The sequence below is a fragment of the Tahibacter caeni genome (assembly GCF_024609805.1).
Taxonomy (GTDB): Bacteria; Pseudomonadota; Gammaproteobacteria; order Xanthomonadales; family Rhodanobacteraceae; genus Tahibacter; species Tahibacter caeni.
The window spans coordinates 38,033-60,122 of the sequence record NZ_JANFVR010000001.1 but is presented as its reverse complement, the minus strand read 5'-3'; the positions used below and the strand labels follow the sequence as shown (position 1 = coordinate 60,122).

General features: G+C 67.1%; 18 protein-coding genes. 7 read left to right on the top strand and 11 right to left on the bottom strand.

Annotated elements, in window-relative coordinates; genetic code table 11:
- The 4 genes from rluB to NON22_RS00265 form a co-directional block, all read right to left on the bottom strand.
- On the bottom strand, positions 1 to 978 hold a 978-nt coding region (gene rluB / locus NON22_RS00280), incomplete at its 3' end, for a 23S rRNA pseudouridine(2605) synthase RluB (RefSeq protein ID WP_257384882.1).
- Positions 975 to 2,042: an SMC-Scp complex subunit ScpB gene (gene scpB / locus NON22_RS00275; protein ID WP_257384881.1), complete on the bottom strand. Its 1,068-nt coding sequence runs from the start codon at positions 2,040 to 2,042 to the stop codon at positions 975 to 977. The genes scpB and rluB, both read right to left, overlap by 4 nt.
- The gene (locus NON22_RS00270) at positions 2,042 to 2,950 is read right to left on the bottom strand and encodes a segregation and condensation protein A (RefSeq protein WP_425507942.1); all 909 of its coding nucleotides are present in this window, start codon (positions 2,948 to 2,950) and stop codon (positions 2,042 to 2,044) included. The genes scpB and NON22_RS00270 overlap by 1 nt, the downstream gene beginning before the upstream one ends.
- A 76-nt stretch (positions 2,951 to 3,026) precedes the next feature.
- Complete coding sequence (locus NON22_RS00265; protein ID WP_257384880.1) at positions 3,027 to 3,644, bottom strand: L-threonylcarbamoyladenylate synthase; 618 nt, start codon at positions 3,642 to 3,644, stop codon at positions 3,027 to 3,029.
- Positions 3,645 to 3,697: 53 nt separating this feature from the next.
- Between NON22_RS00265 and dinB the strand changes: the two genes are divergently transcribed.
- Positions 3,698 to 4,879, top strand: a complete 1,182-nt coding sequence (dinB, locus tag NON22_RS00260; protein WP_257384879.1) for a DNA polymerase IV — start codon at positions 3,698 to 3,700, stop codon at positions 4,877 to 4,879.
- A 117-nt stretch (positions 4,880 to 4,996) separates the two neighbouring features.
- The gene (locus NON22_RS00255; protein ID WP_257384878.1) at positions 4,997 to 5,344 is read left to right on the top strand and encodes a PilZ domain-containing protein; all 348 of its coding nucleotides are present in this window, start codon (positions 4,997 to 4,999) and stop codon (positions 5,342 to 5,344) included.
- Between the two features lie 113 nt (positions 5,345 to 5,457).
- Here the strand turns inward: NON22_RS00255 and NON22_RS00250 are convergent, their stop codons facing one another.
- Positions 5,458 to 7,140, bottom strand: a complete 1,683-nt coding sequence (locus NON22_RS00250) for a long-chain fatty acid--CoA ligase (RefSeq protein ID WP_257384877.1) — start codon at positions 7,138 to 7,140, stop codon at positions 5,458 to 5,460.
- Positions 7,141 to 7,294: 154 nt separating this feature from the next.
- On the opposite strand from NON22_RS00250, the gene NON22_RS00245 reads away from it, so the two are divergent.
- The 3 genes from NON22_RS00245 (at position 7,295) to NON22_RS00235 (ending at position 8,747) form a co-directional block, all read left to right on the top strand.
- Complete coding sequence (locus NON22_RS00245) at positions 7,295 to 7,729, top strand: nuclear transport factor 2 family protein (RefSeq protein ID WP_257384876.1); 435 nt, start codon at positions 7,295 to 7,297, stop codon at positions 7,727 to 7,729.
- An 80-nt stretch (positions 7,730 to 7,809) separates the two neighbouring features.
- A complete protein-coding gene (parS, locus tag NON22_RS00240; protein ID WP_257384875.1) occupies positions 7,810 to 8,256 on the top strand; it encodes a type II RES/Xre toxin-antitoxin system antitoxin in 447 nt (148 codons plus the stop codon).
- Entirely contained in the window at positions 8,253 to 8,747 is a 495-nt protein-coding gene (locus tag NON22_RS00235) for an RES family NAD+ phosphorylase (protein ID WP_257384874.1), read from the top strand. Before parS ends, NON22_RS00235 begins: the two co-directional genes overlap by 4 nt.
- Before the next feature lie 167 nt (positions 8,748 to 8,914).
- On the opposite strand, the gene NON22_RS00230 is transcribed toward NON22_RS00235, so the two are convergent.
- The 5 genes from NON22_RS00230 to NON22_RS00210 all read right to left on the bottom strand — a co-directional run bounded on the left by NON22_RS00230 (position 8,915) and on the right by NON22_RS00210 (position 16,615).
- Positions 8,915 to 9,838 (bottom strand): ROK family protein, encoded by a 924-nt coding sequence (locus tag NON22_RS00230; protein WP_257384886.1) that lies wholly within the window; start codon positions 9,836 to 9,838, stop codon positions 8,915 to 8,917.
- 4 nt (positions 9,839 to 9,842) lie between these two features.
- Complete coding sequence (locus NON22_RS00225) at positions 9,843 to 10,868, bottom strand: LacI family DNA-binding transcriptional regulator (RefSeq protein WP_257384873.1); 1,026 nt, start codon at positions 10,866 to 10,868, stop codon at positions 9,843 to 9,845.
- Between the two features lie 82 nt (positions 10,869 to 10,950).
- The gene (locus NON22_RS00220; RefSeq protein WP_257384872.1) at positions 10,951 to 12,336 is read right to left on the bottom strand and encodes an MFS transporter; all 1,386 of its coding nucleotides are present in this window, start codon (positions 12,334 to 12,336) and stop codon (positions 10,951 to 10,953) included.
- A 102-nt stretch (positions 12,337 to 12,438) separates the two neighbouring features.
- Positions 12,439 to 13,803 carry a GH1 family beta-glucosidase gene (locus NON22_RS00215; RefSeq protein WP_257384871.1) on the bottom strand — a complete coding sequence of 455 codons (1,365 nt, stop codon included), beginning with the start codon at positions 13,801 to 13,803 and terminating at the stop codon, positions 12,439 to 12,441.
- Between the two features lie 373 nt (positions 13,804 to 14,176).
- Positions 14,177 to 16,615, bottom strand: coding sequence for a TonB-dependent receptor (locus NON22_RS00210; RefSeq protein WP_257384870.1), 2,439 nt, complete (start codon positions 16,613 to 16,615; stop codon positions 14,177 to 14,179).
- 235 nt (positions 16,616 to 16,850) lie between these two features.
- On the opposite strand from NON22_RS00210, the gene NON22_RS00205 reads away from it, so the two are divergent.
- Both NON22_RS00205 and NON22_RS00200 read left to right on the top strand, forming a co-directional pair.
- Positions 16,851 to 18,407 (top strand): tryptophan halogenase family protein, encoded by a 1,557-nt coding sequence (locus tag NON22_RS00205; protein ID WP_257384869.1) that lies wholly within the window; start codon positions 16,851 to 16,853, stop codon positions 18,405 to 18,407.
- A gap of 331 nt (positions 18,408 to 18,738) precedes the next feature.
- Complete coding sequence (locus NON22_RS00200) at positions 18,739 to 19,287, top strand: hypothetical protein (protein ID WP_257384868.1); 549 nt, start codon at positions 18,739 to 18,741, stop codon at positions 19,285 to 19,287.
- A gap of 84 nt (positions 19,288 to 19,371) precedes the next feature.
- Here NON22_RS00200 and acnA read toward each other — a convergent pair whose 3' ends face one another.
- A complete protein-coding gene (gene acnA / locus NON22_RS00195) occupies positions 19,372 to 22,068 on the bottom strand; it encodes an aconitate hydratase AcnA (RefSeq protein ID WP_257384867.1) in 2,697 nt (898 codons plus the stop codon).
- Positions 22,069 to 22,090: the final 22 nt, after the last annotated feature.

Genomic DNA, 22,090 nt, shown 5'->3' with positions numbered 1-22,090 from the left:
CGGGCCGTCGTCGCGGATGCGGTCGAAGCGGGTCAGCTCGCGCGCCTCGGCGCGGTCGGCGCCGGTCCAGGCCTGCTGCGCGCCGCCGCGCGGCGCCGGCCGGTATTCGGTAATCGCGCTCTGGCTCGCGCGGCGCTGATGGATGACTGGCTGCAGGGTCAGGGTCGGTTCGCTCTGCGTCGCGCCGCAGAGTTCGCGCAGCGCCTTGGTGTCGTCGGCGTCCAGTTCCTGCGAATGGCCGCGCTTGAGCGGTCGCGGCAGCTCCACGTTGCCGTAGCGCACGCGCTTGAGGCGGCTGACGAGGAAGCCGGCGGCGTCCCAGAGACGGCGCACTTCCCGGTTGCGGCCTTCGCGGATGACGACGCGGAACCAGGAATGGCTTCCGCTGCGGCTGATCACGCCGATGTCGTCGAAATGCGCCGGGCCATCGTCGAGCTCGATGCCGGCCTTGAGCCGTTCGAGCACTTCATCGGGCACCTCGCCGTGCACGCGGCAGATGTATTCGCGCTCGATCTCGCTCGACGGATGCATCAGCGCATTGGCGAGATTGCCGTCGGTGGTCAGCAGCAGCAGGCCGGTGGTGTTGATGTCGAGGCGGCCCACGGCGATCCAGCGTTGGCCCTTGAGGCGCGGCAGCTGTTCGAACACGGTCGGGCGGCCTTCGGGATCTTCGCGCGTGGTCACCACGCCCTCGGGCTTGTGATAGACCAGCACCTGCGCCTGCTCGGCGTCGTCGCGGATCACCACGAACAGCTTGCCGTCGAGCTCGACACGGTCGCCGCTCTTGACGCTGACGCCGATCGTCGCGGGCGTGCCGTTGACCGAGATCTCGCCGTTCTGGATGCGCTGCTCCAGCAGACGGCGCGAGCCGAGTCCCGCATTGGCCAGGACCTTGTGCAGGCGTTCCTCGATCGCCGGCGCGGCTTCGTCTGTCTGCGGGCGTTTGAGAGTGAGGGTACGGCGGGGTGCAGCGGTCATGCAGTGTGCTCCGGGACGTCGTCGGACGTCGTGGTGTCGTTCGGATCGACGTCGTCGTCGTCCGGGGGGAAATCGGAATCGGAAAGGCTGCCGGCGTCGGACCAGCGTTCGTCGGTCTCGGCCGCGTAGTCGTCGCCGCCGTCGTCGGCCTCGGCGTCGTCGAGTTCGTCGACGGTGTCGTCGGCCGCGTCGCCGCCGCCGCGGGTTTCTGCGCCCTCGTCGGCGCCGGCGTCGAAATCGTCGGCCGGGGTGAGCGTGTCGCCGTCCTGCGCCGATGCCGCGCCGGTATCGGTAGCGACTGCGGACGCGGCTTCGACGATCGGCCTCATGTCGGCTTCGGCCTGCGCCGCGGTGCCGGCGTCCGCTCCGGCGTCGCCGGGCAGGGCGCCGGCAGCGGTTTCGTCAGCGGCCTGGCCCGGCGCGGCGGCTATTCCGGCGGCGCGCTCGGCGTCGGCCGCGGCTTCTTCCTCGTCCTCGGGCGGCAGTTCCAGCGACGGCGGAACCACCGGCGCGAGATCGAGCTGCGGATCGTATTCGTCGAGATCGCGGATCTCGGCCAGCGGCGGCAGCTCGTCGAGCGACTTGAGATTGAAGTAGTCGAGGAAGCTGCGCGACGTGCCGAACAGGGCCGGACGGCCCGGCACGTCGCGATAGCCGACGACGCGCACCCATTCGCGTTCTTCGAGAGTCTTGATGATCGACGAGGACACGGCGACGCCGCGGATCTGCTCGATCTCCGCGCGCGTGATCGGCTGGCGATAGGCGATCAGCGCCAGCGTCTCCAGCAGCGCACGCGAATACTTGGTCTGGCGCTCGGTCCACAGGCGGGTGACCCAGGGATGCACGTCCTCGCGGATCTGGTAACGGTAGCCCGAGGCGACTTCCTTGAGCTCGATGCCGCGCTCGGCGCAGTCATCGGCCAGCGCCTGCAGCGCTTCGAGCAGCTGCTCGCCGGTCACCGCTTCCTCTTCCGTGAACAGCGCGGCGAGCTGGGCCAGCGACAGCGGCTGCGCCGCCGCGAGCAATATGGCCTCGATCACGCGCTTGAGCTGCTGCAGGTCCATCAGGTGTATTCCGTTGCGTCGGCCGGCTCGTCGCCGTCTGCCAGGGCCGGCTGTTCACCGTCGACGATGAGCGCTTTGAGGTAGATCGGACCGGGCACCTCGTTCTGCACGATCTCGATCAGGGTTTCCTTGGCCAGCTCCAGCATCGCGAGGAAGGTCACGACGACGCCGCGGCGGCCTTCCTCCGGGTTGAACAGGCTTTCGAAGCTGTGGAACTCGCCGTCGCCGAGGCGGCCGAGCACGTCGCTCATGCGGTGGCGCACCGACAGCGCCTCGCGCTGGATCGCGTGATGGCCGGTCAGGTCGGCGCGGCGCAGCACGTCCTTGAGCGCGAGCAGCAGCTCCTTGAGCTCCACCGGCGGCGGCAGGCGCACGACGCTGCGGTCGGGCACGAAGGCCGAGGCCAGCGAGATGTCGCGTTCCAGCCGCGGCATGGCCTCGATGTCGGCCGCGGCCTTCTTGAAACGCTCGTATTCCTGCAGCCGGCGCACCAGTTCGGCGCGCGGGTCTTCCTCGATTCCCTCGGCGTCCGGCGGCCGCGGCAGCAGCAGGCGCGATTTGATCTCGGCGAGGATCGCGGCCATGACCAGGTATTCGGCGGCCAGCTCGAGCTTGAGGTTCTGCATCAGTTCGATGTAGTCGACGTACTGGCGCGTGATCTCGGCGACCGGAATGTCCAGGATGTCGAGGTTCTGCCGGCGGATCAGGTAGAGCAGCAGGTCCAGCGGACCTTCGAACGCCTCGAGAATGACTTCCAGCGCATCCGGCGGGATGTACAGATCCTGCGGCATCTGCAGCACGGGCTGGCCTTTCACGATCGCCAGCGGCATCTCTTGCTGCTGCGGTACGGGCGTGAAAATGCCCTGGCCCTCGCTGGGCGCGAGTTGCTCGGCAGGCTCGGTGCTCATCTAAGGGATGCAGGTCTCTACGCTGTTCGCCGCGTTCACCGCGGCATGCGGGCCCGGGGGGCCGATTCCTTGGTCTTCAGGCGAACGGCACTTCGCCCTTGCCCTGGCGTACGAGTCGCGGCGTGTCGTCCAGCAGGTCGATCACGGTCGTCGGTTCGTTGCCGCAGAAACCGCTGTCGACGAACAGGTCGACGGCGGAACTTACATGGTCGTACAGGTCGTCGACTTCCCAGCCTGCCATGTCCTCGTCCGGCAGTATCAGGCTGGAGCTCGACAGCGGCTCGCCCGATGCTTCGACCAGCGCGAGTGCAACGCGATGGTCCGGAATGCGGACGCCTACGGAACGTTTCTTGGCCTGCTTCAGGTGCCGAGGTACTTCGGCAGCCGCAGGGAGAAGGAAGGTGTAGGGGCCGGGAGTCAGGGATCGGACGATTCGGAACGCCGCATCGTGCATGCGGGCGTACGCGCCGACCTCGCTCAAGTGGCGACAGATTAAAGTGAAGTTGTGCCTGCTGTCCAGCTTTCGCAGGCGCACGACGCGTTCCTGGGCGGCCTGGGCGTTCAGGCGCCAGCCCAGCGCATAACCCGAATCGGTCGGGTAGGCGATGAGCCCGCCTTGGTCGAGTACGGCGACGGCCTGGTTGATCAGCCGGGGCTGCGGATTGTCGGGGTGGATGTGGATGCGCAGGCTCATCGGCCGAGCCTGCGCATGGCGACGAAGTTCGTCAAGCGAGGCAGACTGTGGGCATGACTGCGGCGCGCGCCATCATCCACGTCGACATGGACGCCTTCTATGCGGCGATCGAAGCGCTCGATCACCCGCAGTGGCGCGGCCTGCCGCTGATCGTCGGCGAGCTCGGTCCGCGCAGCGTCGTGACCACGGCCAGCTACGAGGCGCGCCGCTACGGCGTGCGTTCGGCGATGCCGACGATGACCGCGAAGAAGCTCTGCCCGCACGCGTTGTTCGTGCCCGTACGTATGGGCCGCTACCGCGAACTTTCGGCCGAGGTCTTCGCCGTGTTCGGCGAAGCCACGCCGGAAATCGAAGGCCTGTCGCTCGACGAGGCCTTTCTCGATGTGACCCGCAGCCTGCGCCTGTTCGGCGGCGACGTGGAGAACATCGGCCGCTTCCTCAAACAGGAGATACTCCGGCGCACCGGCCTCGTCGCCTCGGTCGGGATGGCGCACAACAAGCTGCTGGCCAAACTCGGCAGCGAATTGTCCAAGCCCGACGGTTTCCTGCATATCCGGCCCGAGCAGGTGCATGCGATGCTCGATCCGTTGCCGGTGGGCCGGCTCTGGACCGTCGGCAAGGTCGCCGAGGCGCAGCTGCACCGGCTCGGCATCCGCACGGTCGGCGAGCTGCGTTTCAGCGATTCGCGCCGGCTGCGCCAGGCCTGCGGCAATCAGGCCGAACACTGGCAGCGGCTCGCGCGCGGCATCGACGAGCGCACGGTCGATGCCGACAGCGCGGAAAAATCGGTCAGTGCGGAGACGACTTTTGTCACAGACCTGACCCGTTTGGATCAGGCCGAGTCCTGGCTGGCCCGTCTCGGCGAGCGCGTCGGCGAGCGCCTGCGCGCGCACGAACTGCGCGGCCGCACGGTCACCGTCAAATTGCGCAAGCCGCCGTTCGAGACGCATACGCGCCAGCTCAGCCTGGGGCAGCCGACGGATTCGACGGCCGAGCTACTGCAGGCCGGCCGCGCGTTGCTGCGGCGCTGGTGGGAAAGCGAGGAAAATCCGCGTCTTCGGCTGCTCGGCATCGGCATGAGCCAGTTCGCTCCCGAGCTCCAGAGCGGCCTGTTCGCGCCGGCCGCCGGCGGCAAGGATCAGCTGGCCGACCGGATCAACCGGCGCTTCGGCGGCGGCAGCCTGGTACGCGGCGTGGTGTTGAAATCGCGCCGCGGCCAAACCGAAGAAAAATGAGCGCTGCCGTGATGCGATCCACAATCTGGCACGATTCGTGATTCGCCGTTGTTTGATTTTGCGTTACCGCTCCGCTAGAAAGAGTGCCAGCCCGCAGGGGGTTGCAGGATGCTTCGCATGAATGATCGCAACGTACGCGCGGGAATGCGCCCAGCTCGCATGAAGATCCGCTCGGCCGTGCTCATGATGCACGGCGGCGATGCGTGGTCCAGCGAGCTCGAGGACATTTCTGCAACCGGGGTGCTGGTGCGCCGGCCGGACGATTTCACCGGCAAGGCCGGCGACATGTTCGTGCTCGACATGATGATCGGCGATGAGCTCAACATTCATCTCGAGGCCACGGTTGCGCGCGTCACGACCGACAGCGTCGGCTTCGCCTATGCGCGGATCCCGGAGAACAAGGAAGAGCCGCTGTGGAACCTGCTTGGCGGCTACGCCGACTCGATCGAGTCCTACCGCAACTGAGCGCGCCGCGCCGGCGCCCGGCAGCCGCGAACGCCGTTCCACGACGAAAGCCCGCCGCAAGGCGGGCTTTTTCGTTGGGCCGTTCGTTGTCAGCTGCCGCGCTGCGGCCTGCTTCAGGCGGCGGTCTTCGGCGCGTCGCGCAGCTCGCGGCGCAGGATCTTGCCGACGTTGCTCTTGGGCAGCGAATCGCGGAACTCGATGTAGCGCGGCAGCTTGTAGCCGGTCAGGTTGGCCTTGCAGTGCTGGCGCAGATCCTCGGCCGTGAGGCTCGGATCTTTGCGCACGACGACGATCTTGACCGCCTCGCCGGATTTTTCGTCCGGCACGCCGATCGCGGCGACTTCGAGCACCCCCGGATGCGTCGCGACGACGTCCTCGACCTCGTTCGGATAGACGTTGAAGCCCGACACCAGGATCATGTCCTTCTTGCGGTCGACGATGTAGACGTAGCCTTTCTCGTCCATGCGCGCGATGTCGCCGGTGTGCAGCCAGCCGTCGGCCGTCAGCACCTTCGCGGTTTCCTCCGGCCGGTTCCAATAGCCCTTCATGACCTGCGGCCCGCGCACGCAGAGCTCGCCGATGTCGCCGATCGGCAGTTCGTTGCCGTTGTCGTCCTGGATGGAGACCTCGGTCGACGGAATCGGCAGGCCGATCGAACCGTTGTATTCGGGCAGGTCCAGCGGATTCATGCACGCCGCCGGCGAGGTCTCGGTCAGGCCGTAGGCCTCGACCAGGGTCACGCCGGTGACCTTCTTCCAGCGCTCGGCCACCGCGCGTTGCACGGCCATGCCGCCACCGAGGGTCAGGTGCAGGCTGGAGAAGTCGACCCGGTCGAAGCCCGGCGTGTTGAGCAGGCCGTTGAACAGCGTGTTGACGCCGGTGATTGCCGTGAAGCGGACCTGGCTCAGCTCCTTGACGAAGCCGGGCATGTCGCGCGGGTTCGTGATCAGGTAGTTCAGGCCGCCGAATTTCATGAACACGAGGCCGTTCGCGGTCAGCGCGAAGATGTGATACAGCGGCAGCGCCGTGATGATGATTTCCTGGCCGAGCTTCGCGTTGCGGCCGATCCAGATCGATGCCTGCTGCATGTTCGCGACGAGATTGCCGTGGGTCAGCATCGCGCCTTTGGCCACGCCGGTCGTGCCGCCCGTGTACTGCAGGAATGCGATGTCCTCGTGACCGAGCTCGGTGCGGCGGAAAGTCTGCCGCGCGCCGCGCGCGAGCGCGTCGTTGAAGCGGATCTGATGGTCGATGCGGAACGCCGGCACGAGCTTCTTGACGTACTTGACGACGAGGTTCGTGATCAGCGCCTTCGGAAAGCCGAGCAGATCGCCGAGTCCCGTCGTGATCACGTGCTTGACCGGCGTGTCGGCCAGCACCTCGGCCACGGTCGCGGCGAAGTTGTCGAGCACGACGATCGCCGCGGCGCCGGAATCCACGAGCTGGTGCTTGAGCTCGCGCGGCGTGTACATCGGATTCGTGTTGACGACGGTCAGGCCGGCGCGCAGCACGCCGAAGATCGCGATCGGATACTGCAGCACGTTGGGCATCATCAGCGCGACGCGGTCGCCGCGCTTGAGGCCGAGGTCGCCGGTCAGGAACGCGGCGAACTGGCGGCTCAGGCGATCGACGTCGTCGTAGCTGAGCACCTTGCCCATGTTCGAGAACGCCGGCCGGTCGCGGAAGCGTTCGCAGGCCGATTCGAGCACGGCGACGACCGACGCGAACTCGTGAAGATCGATCTCGGCCGGAACGCCGGATGGATAGTTCGCGAGCCAGGGTCGTTGGTTGCTCATTTCGTGGAAGCCTCGGGCTGGATTGGCGTATTGGCCGCTGTACCGCGGCGGATTCCGCCCGATTGGAGCACAGGCGCGGAAAATGCAGCAAGCCGCATTGCAGCGAGGCGGCTGCTGTGCGCCAATCGCATTTCCACGATTTCCGGATGACGCCATGCGCCACGCCCTGCGATTTGCCGCCGTCCTGGCGCTGCTGCTGCTGCTCGCCGCCTGTAGCCGCACGCCCGACGAAACCCGCATCCGCGACGCGATCGCGGCGATGGAATCCGCGGTCGAAACGCGCAATCCGCGCGACTTCATGGCGAATGTGACCGAGGATTTCGCCGGCCAGGACAGCAGTTTCGACCGCAACGCCCTGCACAACCTGCTGCGCGCGCAGTTCCTGCGCAACGATTCGGTGTCGGTGCTGATCGGGCCCATCGACGTGGCCGTGCAGGGCGACCGCGCGACGGCCTCGATGACCGTCACCCTGGCCGGCGGCGCCGGCGGACTGCTGCCCGAGCGCGGCGCGATCTACGAGGTCGAAACCGGCTGGAAGAAGGTCGGCGGCGACTGGCGCTGCCTCAGCGCGCGCTGGCAGCAGCGCTGAGCCGCCGCGTGGCGCGGCCTGGAACGGCCGCGTATAGTCCCCATCTGATAGCCGTTCCACTGTCATTTGGGAGAGATCGGATGAGCGCCACGGCCGAAGACGTCTCGCGCTTCCTGCAGTCCAACCGCGGCACCGCCCGGTTCCGCGTCCCCGCGACGGCGCTGCAGTTCGACGCGTTGCTGCGCAAAGGCCTGGCGCTGTCGGTCGCCGACGCGGCGGCCAGCCACCTCGGCATCGCGCGCGAGCGGCTCGCGCGCCTGCTGCGCGTGAGCCCGTCGACCCTGGAACGCCGCTTCAAGGACAAGGCCGACCTGACCGGTGCCGAGGCGGACGCGCTCTACCGCATCATCGGCGTGCTCGGCGTGGCCCAGCGCGTGCTGGTCAGCGAGGACAACGTGCGCTCGTGGATGAGCCGGCCGCAGCCGGGCCTGGACGGACGCACGCCGCTGGAGCTGCTCGACAACGCCGCCGGCACCGAAGCGGTGATCCTGCTCCTCGAACAGATCTATCACGGCATCGCGCCGTGATCGTCTGGCGCATCATCCGTCAGGAATTCCTCGCCTCGCCGCTGTCGGTCGAAGGCGCCAAGGCCTGGCCCGGCCGCTGGCATTCGGCTGGCACCGCCATCCTGTACACGGCGTCGACCGAGTCGCTCGCGCTGCTCGAGAAATTCGTCCACCTCGCGCTGGAGTTCCGTACGATCCCACACGTGAAGCTCTGCATCGAGCTGCCGGCCGATGCCGTCGTCGAAACCTTCGAGACGGTCGCGACCAGGCCGGTCGACTGGCGCAACGCCGATCCGACGGCCGCGCGAGCGCTCGGCGATCGCTGGGCGCGCGAATCGGCTGCGCTGGGCCTCAGCGTTCCGAGCGTGCTGTCCTCGAGCGAGCGCAACGTGCTGCTGCGCGCGGATTCGCCGCAGTTCGCCCAGCTGAAGATCCTCGCTACCGAACCTTTCCTCTACGACGAGCGCATGTGGAAGGCGGAGACGCGCGCCACGCAGAAGCGCACGCGCTGAGCGCAGCGCGGTCGGTTCAGCGCCGCGGCGCGAGCGGAGCCGCGCAGGCGCCAGGCGCCACCGCCGGCTGTAGCGGCATGTGGGTGTCCTGATCCGCTGTGCCGGCATGCACGGTTCCGGCGCGCGGTTCGTGGCACGCCTGAGTGACTGACGAAACGCGCATGCCGTCAGCCGGCGGCAGGTGCCGGTTCGCCGGCAAGTGCGAGCGCGCCGCCGATCAGCGCATGCGAATCGTCGGCCGGAGCGAGCCGGATCATCGCGTCCCAGTTCTGCCCCTGCTGCCAGCCCTGCCCGGGAAGGCACCGGACGATCGCCGCGCGCAGCGGTTCGCCGAGCCCTTCGGCCAGGCCGCCGGCGAACAGGAACCTTTCCATGCCGAGCGTGTAGTGGATCATGGCGACCGCTCGCGCCAGCGGCTCGGCGAAGGCGTCGAGTTCGACCGCGGCGCCGTCGCCCGCGGCGGCGTGTCCGATCCGGCGCTGCCAGGCGCGACCGGACGCCAGTGCACCCAGATGGCCGCGACCGCCGCAGTCGCACGTCGGGGCGTCGGCCGACCTGTCGAAGACCATGTGGGTCAGTTCGCCGCCGCGGCCGTGCGGGCCCACCTGGGGCTGGCCGTTGATGAACACCTTGAGGCCGACGCCGCTTCCGAGCGTGAACAGGGCGAAATCGGGATGCTCGGCGACGAAGCGGAAACCGGCCGCGCTGACGTCGTTGTAGATGCGCACCGGCATGTCCTGCAGTCGCCCGGCGAGCAGAAGGTCGAGCGCCAGCGGGCACAGACTCGCGCCTTCGCTGCCCCACAGGGTCGGCAGGGCGGCGACGCGCCCTTGTGCATCGAGCGGACCGGGAAAGGCCGCGGCCACGGCATCGGCTCCCACACGCCGACGGGCCTGGTCGGCGAATGCCACCATGAAGCCGATCACGTCGTCGAGCCGCTCCTGCGCGGTGACTTCCGGGACGAGCAGGTGGCTGGGTGTCGGCCGGCGCTGCTGTTCGAGCACTTCCGCACGGCGGCCGTCCACGGCGACGACGGCCGCGCGCATGTTGGCGCCGCCGATGTCGAAACTGGCGATGATCCGGGTCGCCACGGGTTCAGGCTTTGCCGGACGGTGGCGGCGCGATCGATTCGCGCAGCACGAGCCGGGCCGGATGCATGCTCGGATGCTGCTCGGACTCGCCGGCACGCAACTGCTCGAGCAGGATGCTGGTCGCGGTCTTGGCCATGTCGCGGATCGGCTGCTGGATCGTGCTGATCGACGGCCAGACCTGGCGCGAAATCGGCGCATCGTCGAAGCCGACCACGGAAAGCTGTTCGGGGATGCGCAGACCGTGGACGAGCGCCGTCTTGATCACGCCGCCGGCCATCTCGTCGTTGGCGGCGAAGATCGCCGTCGGCGGCGACGCCAGTTTCAGCAACTGGCGCGCGCCCTCCTCACCGGCATGAAAGAGGTTGTCGCCGACCGCCACCAGCTCGCCCTGGAAGGCGATGCCGTTCGCGCGCAGGGCCTTGCGATAGCCCTCGAAACGCAAGCCGACAGCGCGGTGATCGGGATGGCCGGTGATGAAGCCGATGCGGCGGTGGCCGAGGCCGATCAGCACTTCGGTCAGGTCGAACGAGGCGTCGAGATCGTTCGTCTCGACGAACGGGTGCGCGGCCTTGTCGACGGTCGGTGCGATCCGGACCAGCGGAATGCCGGCGTCCTTGAGCAATGCGATCGCCTCCATGTGGTCGGAGATGGGGGGCGACAGCAGCACGCCGTCGATGCGCCGGTCGAGAATCAGCTCGGAGATTTCATCGGCCAGATCGCCATCGCGAAACTCGCCCGGATGGATGACGAGCTCGTAACCGTGCGGCCGGCACATCTCGAGCACGCCCTCCTGGATGTCGAGCACATAGTGAGCACCGGGCTTGCCGTAGATCAGGCCGAGCATGAAGGAGCGATTGGCGGCGAGGCTGCGCGCTGACAGTCGCGGCCGGTAGTTGAGCTCGGCGATCGCCGCCTCGACTCGCTCGCGCGTCCGTTGCCTGACGTTGGGTTCGCGATTGACGACGCGGGAGACGGTCTTGATCGACACGCCCGCCCTGGCCGCCACATCGTCGATGATCGCCTTGCTCATCGGTTCGGCCTCCACGCCGAAGCGCTTTGTCTGCCCCGATTGTATAGGCAAGCACCTCGGCGGGCCGGCGTGGCGCGATCGGTCATGGAGCGGATCGCACCGGCGCGCGTGCGGCGATTTCGGCGACCAGCCGCGCGTGCGTGCCGGCGTCCAGCCGGTAGAACAGCATGACCGCACACGAGGCGAGCATGCCGAACATCGGGAACAGCGTGAACAGGTACCGGAGTCCCTCGACCGTCGACGGCGCCTGTTCCTGGTTCGGCACGTAGCCGATCCAGACCAGATAAAGGCCGACGAAGGCGGAGGAAAGGCCGAGCGCCGACTTCTGGATCAGGGTGACCAGGCCGAACACGAACCCCTCGACGCGCACGCCGGATCGCCACTCGCCGTATTCGACCGTGTCCGGCACGATCGACCAGAAGTTGACGGCGATCGCGGCCGAGCCGAACGCGGTGACCGCGACCAGCACGAACACCGTGGTCGGATCGGGTCTGTCGACCAGAATCAGCACGCCGAGCGCGGCCGTTGCGACGAGCAGGCCGATGATCCACGCCGCCCGCTTGCCGGTATGGCGGCTGATCAGCGTCCACGGCAGGATCGCCAGCATCTGCACGAACGGGATCATGCTGGCGAGGTCGCCGGTCATGGTCGGCTCGCCGCGCATGTAGTACTGCACGAAGTAGGGCAGGCTCGCGCTGGTGACCGTGCTGGCGAATCCGAACAGGGCGATCGCCGCGGCCGCCTGCAGGAAAGGCGTGTTCTTGGCCAGCATGCGCAGCAGTACGCCCAGCGGCGGATGAGCCTGCTGCTCGGCGACCGTTTCGAGGCGTTCCTCGGTCAACCCGTAGCTGGCGAAGATGATCAGGGTCGCGAGCGACGACAGGATCGCCGCCGACCAGAAATAGGCCGAGTCGGGACTGCCGATGCCGATCCATGCCACCAGCCGCGGCGTCGCAAAGCCGACCACGGCCGAGCCGCTGAAGGCGAACAGCATGCGCGCGCCGGCCAGCCAGTTTCGCTCCATCGAGTCACGTGTCATCGACGCCATCATGGCGCCGTAGGGGATGTTGACGGCGGCGTAGACCGTGCGGAACAAGAGCTGGGTCACCAGCGCATACACGACCAGGGCGGTATCGTGGAACGGCACCGGCAGGAACACGAAGCTGAAGGTCACGGCCAGCGGAACCGCGCCGAACAGCATGTACGGGCGATAGCGTCCGAAGCGCGTGCGCGTCTTGTTGGCGACGATGCCTATCAGCGGATCGACCAGGCCGTCCCAGATCAGGCAGATCATGACGATGATGCCGGCCGCGCCGCTGTCGAGGCCGAGCACGTCGGTGTAGTACTTGAGAAGAAAGACCTGCAGCGGCAGCCAGTAGAAATTGAAGGCGAAATCGCCGAGGCCATAGCCGAGGTAGCGTCGCGTCGGCAGCCGCTCCGGATGTGCCGCGAGAGGAATTGCGTTCATGGTTTCGGGTTCACTCCGGCTGGAGACGACGAGGCGGCGCGACAGCGCCGCGCCGCCTGTTTCGTGATGGTAGCGGCCGGCCGGCTGCCGGCGAGGCGCACGTCAGGCGATCGCATTGGCGGCCGCGACCTGCGCGAACCATCGCCCCGAGGCCTTGAGCGTACGCGTCTGGCTGCGCTCGAAATCGACATGCACGATACCGAAACGTTGCGAATAGCCTTCCGCCCATTCGAAATTGTCGAGCAGGCTCCACTGATGGAAGGCCCGCACCGGTACGCCCTCGGCCATTGCCGTGGCCATGGCCTTGAGGTGCTGGTGCAGGAAATCGATGCGTGCCTGGTCGTCGATCTCGCCGTCTGCGCCGGGTCCGGTATTGAAGGCCGCACCGCATTCGCTGATCTCGATCGGCCGGTGGCCGGCATGCTCGCGCATGCGCACGAGGATGTCGCGAAAGCCGTTCGCGTCGATGTCCCAGCCGATGTCGGTCTGCGGCAGGCGTCCGCGTCCCTTCGCCCATTCGGCGATGCAGTTCAGGCCCGGAATGTCGCTGCCGCCGGGGGCATGACGGACTAGCCATGGCGAATAGTAGTTGAGGCCGATGAAGTCGAAGTCGGCGCGCACGGTGACTTCGTCGCCCGGCAGGAAGCCGAGCAGCGCGTCGGTCTCGTCGACCGGCAGTACGCCGTCCGGATAGGTGCCGTGCAGGGCCGGATGCAGGAACCACAGGTTGAGAAAGCGATGCCAGCGCTCGGCGGCGGCGGCATCGGCGGCAGTGTCCGAATGCGGATACATCGGCGCGACATCGAAGGCACTGCCGATTTCGCAGTCCGCGCGTCGCGCCTTGAGGGCGCGGAAGCCGAGTCCCTGGGCGAGGTTGGCGACGTGCGTCGCGCGCAGGAAGCCCCGTGCATCGCATCGCCCCGGTGCATGCACGCCGAGCCAGTAGCCGGTCGACGTGAACGTCTTCGGTTCGTTGAGGACGATCCAGTGGCGCACGCGATCGCCGAGCGCGGCAGCGATCATGTCCGCATAGTCGCCGAAGCGCGCGGCGGTATCGCGCCGGGTCCAGCCGCCGGCGTCCTCGAGTTCCTGCGGCAGATCCCAGTGATACAGCGTCACGAGCGGGCGCAGGCCCGCCTCGAGTACGCAGTCGGTCAGCCGCCGGTAGTAGTCCAGGCCCTTCGCGTTGGGCCCCCCGCGGCCGCCGGGCTGCACGCGCGGCCAGGCGATCGAATAGCGATAGCTGTCGAGACCCATGGCCTTGACCAGCGCCACGTCCTCGCTGAAGCGGTGGTAGCTGTCGCAGGCAATGTCGCCGTTGTCGCCGCCGCGAATCTTGCCCGGCGTGTGCGCAAAGCGGTCCCAAATCGATTCTCCCTTGCCATCGACATTCCAGGCGCCTTCGATCTGGTAGGCGGCGGTCGCCACACCCCAGAGGAAGTCCGCGGGAAAGCGCTCAGGCTGCATTCGGTTTTCGTCTTTCGGCATCGTCTCGCTCGTGGTTCTCTGTAGGTTTCGTTCGCTGCGGTGGCGGGGCGCCAGGGGAGCCGCGCTGACCCGATGCATCGCCGTCGACGGGGGCCGGAATCCGTGGACACGGCCGGCAGGCGCGTCCACGGATTCCGGTCATCGCCGGGATGGGGTTTGTCCGATGCGTCGGACGAGCAGCGCGGCGGGTGCCAGGTGTCCTGTCTCGCAATCGCCATTGAATGATTCCGGTGTCTTTTCGCCGCGATACGTCGTTGCGGCTGATCGTGCCAATGCGGCTGCGTCTCCTCGACTCGCCCGCTCTCGCGACGAAATCCACCGGGTTTCTTCAACGCAGTTACACGGCAAGACGCTAGAACCAGACGCCGAAATTCATCCCGACGGTTCGTGGCGGCAGGTATTGCGAGATGTATTCGAAGCCGCTGCCGACGGCTGTCCGGCCTGCGCTCGTGCGCACTTTCTTGTCCTCGGCGTTGTCGACGTAGAAGTCGATGTACCAGGTGCCGTTCGGATTGAGATAGCGCGCGCTCAGATCCGTGCGGAAATAGCTGGCCTGTTTGTCGCCGTCGCCGAGGTTGAATGCACTGAGCCAGCTTTCGGTCTCGTAGTGGGTACTGATGCGCGGGGTCAGCCGGGCACCGCTCGCGAAGCGGAAATCGTGTTCGTAGACCAGGGTGAACGCGGCATCGGGAGCATGCGCGAGTTCGTTGCCCGACACGTCGAGACAGTTGCCGATGCCCGATTCGGCCGGGCAGGGCGGCAGTCCCTGATAGTCGTTGGAGCCGGCGTACCGCAGCGTGCCCAGCTTTTTGTGCGGAATCGCCGAGAACACGAACTGCAGGCGGTCGTCGTCGCTCAGGCGCGCATTCAGTTCGGATTCGAATCCCCAGACCTTGGTGCTGCCTTTCACGTTCGAGAAGCCGAGTCCGCGGCTGCCGTCGACGAACGTGATCGGTGCGGCAAGCTGGAAATCCTTGAAATCTTCGTAGTAGACGGCGTTGTTCCAGATCACCTGTCCGTCGAGGAAGGACGACTTGGCGCCGATCTCGAAATTGGTCAGCTCCTCGTGCCCGTACGGGACGCCGCCGTCCTGCAGGCCGCCGGATTTGTAGCCGGTCGAAACGCTGGCGTAGAGCAGGAAGCCCGGAGCCACGTCGTAGTCCGCGCGCGCCAGCCAGGTCAACTGCCCGTGGTCGTACTGGCCGTCGTTGATGCCGCCGACGCCGAATCCGAAACCGTTCGCGTTGCTCGGAATCGTGCCCGGGGCGATCGGTACCTGCGGAATGTCCGGATTGCCGGAGCCTTGCCAGCCCCAGCCGCGACCGCCGACGTTTTCCTTCGCGTCATCGGTGTAGCGCAGGCCGCCGGTGAGGCGGAACGCGTCCGACACATTCCAGGTGGCTTGGCCGAAGATGGCCTTGGAATCGACGGTCTGCTTGGGCTGGATGAACGAGCCTTGCCAGGCGACCGTGCCCTGCTGAGTGCCATTGAAGATCGGGATGTCGAAACGGATCTTGTTCTTCTCGGCGGCGTAGTAGAGCCCGAGGATCCAGTCGACGGTGTTCTCGCCGTTCGACGTCAGATTCAGTTCGTGGCTGTGATTGCGATACACGGAGTAGTTGGTGCGGTCTTGCTGGTACGTTGCACCGGTCGTGAAACTGGTCGGCACCTGCACGCCGCCGTCCTGATCGAAGTCCGCCGAACCTTCGAAGCGGCTGACGCCGGCAATGTAGGACAACGACAGGTAATCGCTGAGCTGCCAATCCATGCGGCTGCGCAAGGTGTTCACCTCGCGATCCAGCGACGGCGCCGTGTCGATCAGCGCGGACCAGAAATCCTGGCCCGCGCGCGGCCTCTGCATCAGGTTCATGTTCGGCGTGCCGGTATCGCGGAAGTATTCGTAGGCGACGTTCCAGCTGAATGCGTCGCTCGGCTGGAGCAGGCTGCTGATCCGGATCGCGGTCTGGTTCTGCGCGTTGTACTTGTCGCCGCCGGCGACGAACAGATTGGGATTGATGGGCTGGAACGCGGCCGGATCGCCGCCCGACGCCAGGTAGGCGGCGCGCTGCGAATCCATCGAGGGCAGCAGCGCGCCGGGATTCTGGTAGTCGACGTAGCCCTCGTGCTGTTCGTGGGCGAAGGCGACGCGCATCGCCCAGGTATCGCTGATGGGCAGGTTGAACGCGCCGCGGCCGCCCAGGCGCGCGTAGTTGCCGAAGCCGAACTGCAGATTGCCCGAGCTGTCGCCGATCACGGGCTTGGCGGTCTGCATGTTGACCGCGCCGACCGTCGAGTTGCGGCCCCACAGCGTGCCTTGCGGTCCGCGCAGCACCTCGACCGATTCGAGATCGAGCAACAGCGAGGCGGCACCCTCCGCGCGCGGCGTGTAGATGCCGTCGACGAACAGGGCGACCTCCGGATCGGCGTATTCGGTCTTGGCGCTGTCGTTGCCGATGCCGCGCAGGGTCAGCGTGATCACGCCGTGGTCGCCCTGAGTGGTCGCGGCCAGGCCGGGCACCAGGCTGGTGATGTCCTGCACCGTGATCACGCGTTCCTTGTCCAGCGCCTGCGCACTGATCGCGGTGATCGCTACCGGGGTTTTCTGCAGCGGCGTGCTGCGCTTGGTCGCCGTCACCGTGACCAGGTCGAGCGCGGTGGTCTCGACATCGCCGCCGGCGTCCGGCGCCGACTTCGAATCCGCGCTGGCGCCGTCCTGCGCCGCCGCCATGGCCGAACTGGCCGCGAGCACCGCGGCGATGGAACGGTGAAGCAAGGTCTTGCGAATGAACATGGGTGCCACCCTCCCGTTGATGACGCCCTCTGAGCCAGTCCCGGAGCGTCTTGAATACCTGCTGGCGACGCAGGGTGCATACCGATGGCAGCGCTGTCAATCGAAAATTGATAGCGCTGTCATTCGAAGAAAATCGCTGCTGCGATGCAAAATGACAGCGCAGTCATCCGAGCGTACGGTGCGCGGCTTGGTGTCAACCGGCGCGCCGTCAGCGCACGAATCGGGAGCTGCAACCATGCTGCGGAGCGTATTGATCGCGGGTGGCGGAACGGCAGGCTGGCTGTGCGCCTGCTACTTGGCGAAGACCCTCAACATCCGGTCACCGGGGAGCGTGCGCATCCAGCTCGTCGAGTCGCCCGACATCGGCATCCTCGGTGTCGGCGAGGGCACGTTCCCGTCGATCCGCGGCGCGCTCTCGCAGATCGGCATCAGTGAGGCGCGCTTCATCCGCGAAACCCAAGCCACCTTCAAGCAGGGCATCCGCTTCGTCGACTGGGTCCGGCCGGCGGGCTCACCGGGTCGCGATCATTACTTCCACCCCTTCAACCTGCCCAGTTCGCGCGTCGACGGACTCGATCTGGTCCCTTACTGGCTGCTCGGCGATGCCGGCGAAGGCATGGCATTCGCCGACGCGGTGACCTTGCAGGCCGCAGTCGCCGGCGCCGGCCGTGCGCCGAAGCGTCGCCAGGACCCCGACTACGAGGGGCCCATGAATTACGCCTACCACTTCGATGCCATGAAGGTCGCCGCGCTGCTCGCCGAGGAAGGGCGCGCACTCGGCGTCGACCATCGGCTCGCGACCATCTGCGACGTGACGCTCGCCGCGAACGGCGGGATCGCCGGCGTCGTCACGCGGGAAATCGGCACCCTGCAGGCCGACCTCTACGTCGATTGCACCGGCATGCGCGCGGCCCTGATCGGCAAGGCACTCGGGCAGCCGCTCGAGTCGGTGAGCGACGTGCTCTTCGCCGACCGCGCCGTGGCCATCCAGGTGCCCAACGCAGGTCCGGACACGCCCATCGCATCGCATACGATCTCCACCGCGCACGAAGCCGGCTGGACTTGGGACATCGGCCTGCAGGAGCGTCGTGGCGTCGGCTACGTCTACTCGAGCCGGCACACCAGCGATGATCGCGCCGAAGCCGTGCTGCGCCAGTACATCGGTCCCGCGGCGCAGGGATTGAATGCGCGCCGCCTGCCGTTTGAAACCGGTTTTCGGCGAGTGCAGTGGCGGCACAACTGCGTGGCGATCGGACTCTCGGCCGGTTTCCTCGAGCCCCTCGAAGCGACCGGCATCGGTCTGATCGAGATGGGCACCTATCTGCTCGCCCACCTGCTGCCGATGGACGCCTGCTTCGATCGCGCGGCGGCGCATTTCAACCGCATGATGAGCGAGCGCTACACGCGCATCGTCGATTTTCTCAAGCTTCACTACTGCCTGACCCAGCGCCGCGACAGCGCGTTCTGGATCGACAACGCCGATACGGCCACCGTTCCGCCGTCGCTGCGCGACCGCCTCGCCGAATGGCGCCGGCGTCCACCGCACCGTCTCGACTTCGTCACCGACCTGGAAATGTTCATGCCGGCGAGCTGGCAGTTCATTCTCTACGGCATGGAATTCCGGACCGACCTGCGCGATCAGCGCGGACGCTATCCGCGCGCCGAGGATGCGCGTCGCGAATTCGCCATGCTGCGCGCCGTCAGCCAGCACGCCATCAGGGACCTGCCTGCACACCGCGATCTCGTCGAGGTTCTCTCCGGATCCCGCACCGCGCAGCGGGCGACGGCCTGAGTGCGAACGCGCGCCGCGCGGCCGCCGCTGACGCTGGCGCTGAAGTCGATCTCGATGTCCAGCGCATCGCGCGCGAAGCCGTCGATCACGGTGAATGTACGGCCGGCCGGTTTCACGACAGCCCCCGCCTGCCGACGGTATTCGCCCCGGGCCATCCTGCCCGTTTGTTCTGGATCCAATTCCGTGGCAACCGATTGATTGCCAATCGGTTGGCGCTGGCCGAGCCAGGCTGTCCGGCCGCGGCCGGGCCAGGGGCCCAGCCACGGCTCTTGCGCCGGAGTGTCGCGGTCTTTCAAGCTCGCCGCCGGTCATGCGCAATGCCGGAGGCTCCATGCAGAGACGTTCGCCGATGCGGCTGCTACGCGGCAGCGCGCTGTTCGCCGCGGTGTTCGCCCTGACGCCCGTCGCGGCGCAGGACGCGCAGCGGGATTTCGATTTCGAGTTCGGCACCTGGAAGACCGAGGTGCGGCGCCTCGCCAAGCCGCTGTCGGGATCGCAGGAATGGATCGCGTACAGCGGCACTACGGTCGTCCGGCCGCTGCTCGGCGGACGCTCGAACGTTGCCGAGCTTTCGATCGAAGGCGCGTCGGGACGCATAGACGGTGTGAGCCTGCGGCTCTACGAACCGGCCGCGAAACAGTGGAGCCTGAACTTCGCCAACCTGCGCAGCGGCGTGCTGACGGCGCCGGTCGTCGGCGCTTTTCGCGACGGCCGCGGCGAGTTCCACGGCCGCGACGAGCTCGACGGCCGTCCGATCCGCGTGCGTTTCGTGATTTCGGAGATCACGCGCGACAGCGCGCGTTTCGAGCAGGCCTACTCGGCCGACGACGGCAGGACCTGGGAAACCAACTGGATCGCGACGGATACGCGAATCCGCTGAGGCAGGTCCGGAAACGACACGCGCCGCGGATGCGGCGCGTGTGTGGAAAGCCGGAGCGATGCCGGTGTCCCGGCACCGCGCGGGTCAGGCGGCCTTCGGCGCCGAGGCGAGCTGGCGCAGCACGTAGGGCAGGATGCCGCCGTGGCGGAAGTACTCGACTTCCTTCGGCGTCAGCAGCAGCACGCGCACGCTGAAGCGCTTGGTGTCGTGCGGGCCCGTGGCCACGACTTCGATCTCGCGCGACTCGCCGTCGTTGAGGCCGGCGATCTCGAACACTTCGTCGCCCTTGAGGCCAATGGTCTGCGCGTTCTCGCCCTCCTTGAACTGCAGCGGCAGCACGCCCATGCCGACGAGGTTGGAGCGATGGATGCGCTCGAAACTCTCGGCGATGACGGCCTTCACGCCGAGCAGCATCGTGCCCTTGGCCGCCCAGTCGCGCGAGGAGCCGGTGCCGTATTCCTTGCCGGCGATGACGACGAGCGGCACGCCTTCGGTCTTGTAGCGCATGGCCGCGTCGTAGATCGACAGCTTGGCGCCGTCCGGATAGTGATAGGTGTTGCCGCCTTCCTCGCCGCCGAGCATCAGGTTCTTGATGCGGATGTTCGCGAAGGTGCCGCGCACCATGACGTCGTCGTTGCCGCGGCGCGAGCCGTAGGAGTTGAAGTCGACCTTCTGCACGCCGCGGCTCTGCAGGAACGCGCCGGCCGGCGACGTCGCCTTGATGTCGCCCGCCGGCGAGATGTGGTCGGTCGTGATCGAGTCGCCGAACAGGCCGAGCACGCGTGCGCCGTGGATGTCCTGGATCTTGCCGACGGCCATCGTCATGCCGTCGAAGTAGGGCGGATTCTTGATGTAGGTCGACGAGCCGTCCCAGCTGTAGATGCCGCCTTCCGGCGACTGGATCTGGTTCCAGCGGCTGTCGCCCTTGAACACGTCGGCATAGTTCTTCTTGAACATCTCGGGGCCGACCGTGGCGGCGATGACGTCGCCGATTTCCTTGTTGGTCGGCCAGATGTCGCGCAGGAACACGGCCGCGCCGCTCGCGTCGTGGCCGATCGGATCCTTGGACAGGTCGACGTCGACGGTGCCGGCGATCGCGTAGGCGACGACCAGCGGCGGCGAGGCCAGGTAGTTCATCTTGACTTCGGGATGCACGCGGCCTTCGAAGTTGCGGTTGCCCGACAGCACCGAGGTCACGACGAGATCGCCGTCGGCGATGCCTGCCGAGACTTCTTCTGGCAGCGGGCCGGAGTTGCCGATGCAGGTCGTGCAGCCGTAGCCGACGACGTAGAAGCCGAGCCGTTCCAGATCGCTCAGCACGCCGGCCTTCTTGAGGTAGTCGGTGACGACCAGCGAGCCCGGTCCGAGCGAGGTCTTGACCCACGGCGCGACGTTGAGGCCCTTGGCCACGGCGTTGCGCGCGAGCAGGCCGGCGCCGAGCATGACGGCCGGATTGGACGTGTTGGTGCAGGACGTGATCGCCGCGATGACGACGGCGCCGTCCTTCAGCGTGTATTCGTTGCCGTCCTTGCGCACCGTGGCCGAGCCCGGCGTCGCGGACTTGGTCTTGATCGCGCGCGCATCGGCCATCGGCGCCAGCGCTTCGCGGTAGTTGGCCGCGACGTTCTCGAGCAGCACGCGGTCCTGCGGACGCTTCGGACCGGCCAGCGACGGCTTCACGTCGGCGAGGTCGAGCTGCAGGGTCGAGCTGTATTCCGCGGCGGCCTGGCCGGGTTCGCGCCAGAGGCCCTGGGCCTTGGCGTAGGCCTCGACCAGCGCGATCAGCGCGGCGTCGCGGCCGGACAGGCGCAGATAGTTCAGTGCCTCGTCGTCGATCGGGAAGATGCCGCAGGTCGCGCCGTATTCCGGCGCCATGTTCGCGATCGTCGCGCGGTCGGCAAGGGCGAGATGATCGAGGCCGTCGCCGAAGAACTCGACGAACTTGCCGACGACGCCGTGCTTGCGCAGCATCTGGGTCACGGTCAGCACGAGGTCGGTCGCGGTCGCGCCTTCGGGCAGCTTGCCGCTGAGCTTGAAGCCGACGACCTGCGGGATCAGCATCGACGAGGGCTGGCCGAGCATGGCCGCCTCGGCCTCGATGCCGCCGACGCCCCAGCCGAGCACGCCGATTCCGTTGATCATCGTGGTGTGCGAGTCGGTGCCGAACACGGTGTCCGGGAAGGCCCAGGTCTCGCCGCCGGCGCTGCGCGTCATGACGACGCGGGCGAGGTTCTCGAGATTGACCTGATGCACGATGCCGGTGTTCGGCGGCACGACCTTGAAGTTGTCGAACGCGTTCTGGCCCCAGCGCAGGAAGGAATAGCGTTCGATGTTGCGGCCGAATTCGATCTTGCCGTTGAGGTCCAGCGCCTCGGGCTTGCCGAACACGTCGACCTGGACAGAATGGTCGATGACGAGCTCGGACGGGATCTGCGGATTGATCTGGCTGGCGTCGCCGCCGAGCTTGACGACCGCGTCACGCATCGCGGCAAGGTCGACGACGCAGGGCACGCCGGTGAAGTCCTGCAGCACCACGCGCGCCGGCATGAAGGCGATTTCGGTGTCCGGCTCCTTGGCCGCTTCCCAGTTCGCGACGGCCTCGATCTCCTTGCTCGTGACGTTGACGCCGTCCTCGTGGCGCAGCAGGTTCTCGAGCAGGATCTTCATCGAGAACGGCAGGCGCTTGAGGTCGTAGCGTTCGCCGAGCTTGGCGAGACTCGCGATGGTGTAGCGCTGACCGTTGACCTCGAGCGAGGTGCGGGTCGAGAAAGAGTCTTTCATTCCGTTCTCCTGGCATGCAGCG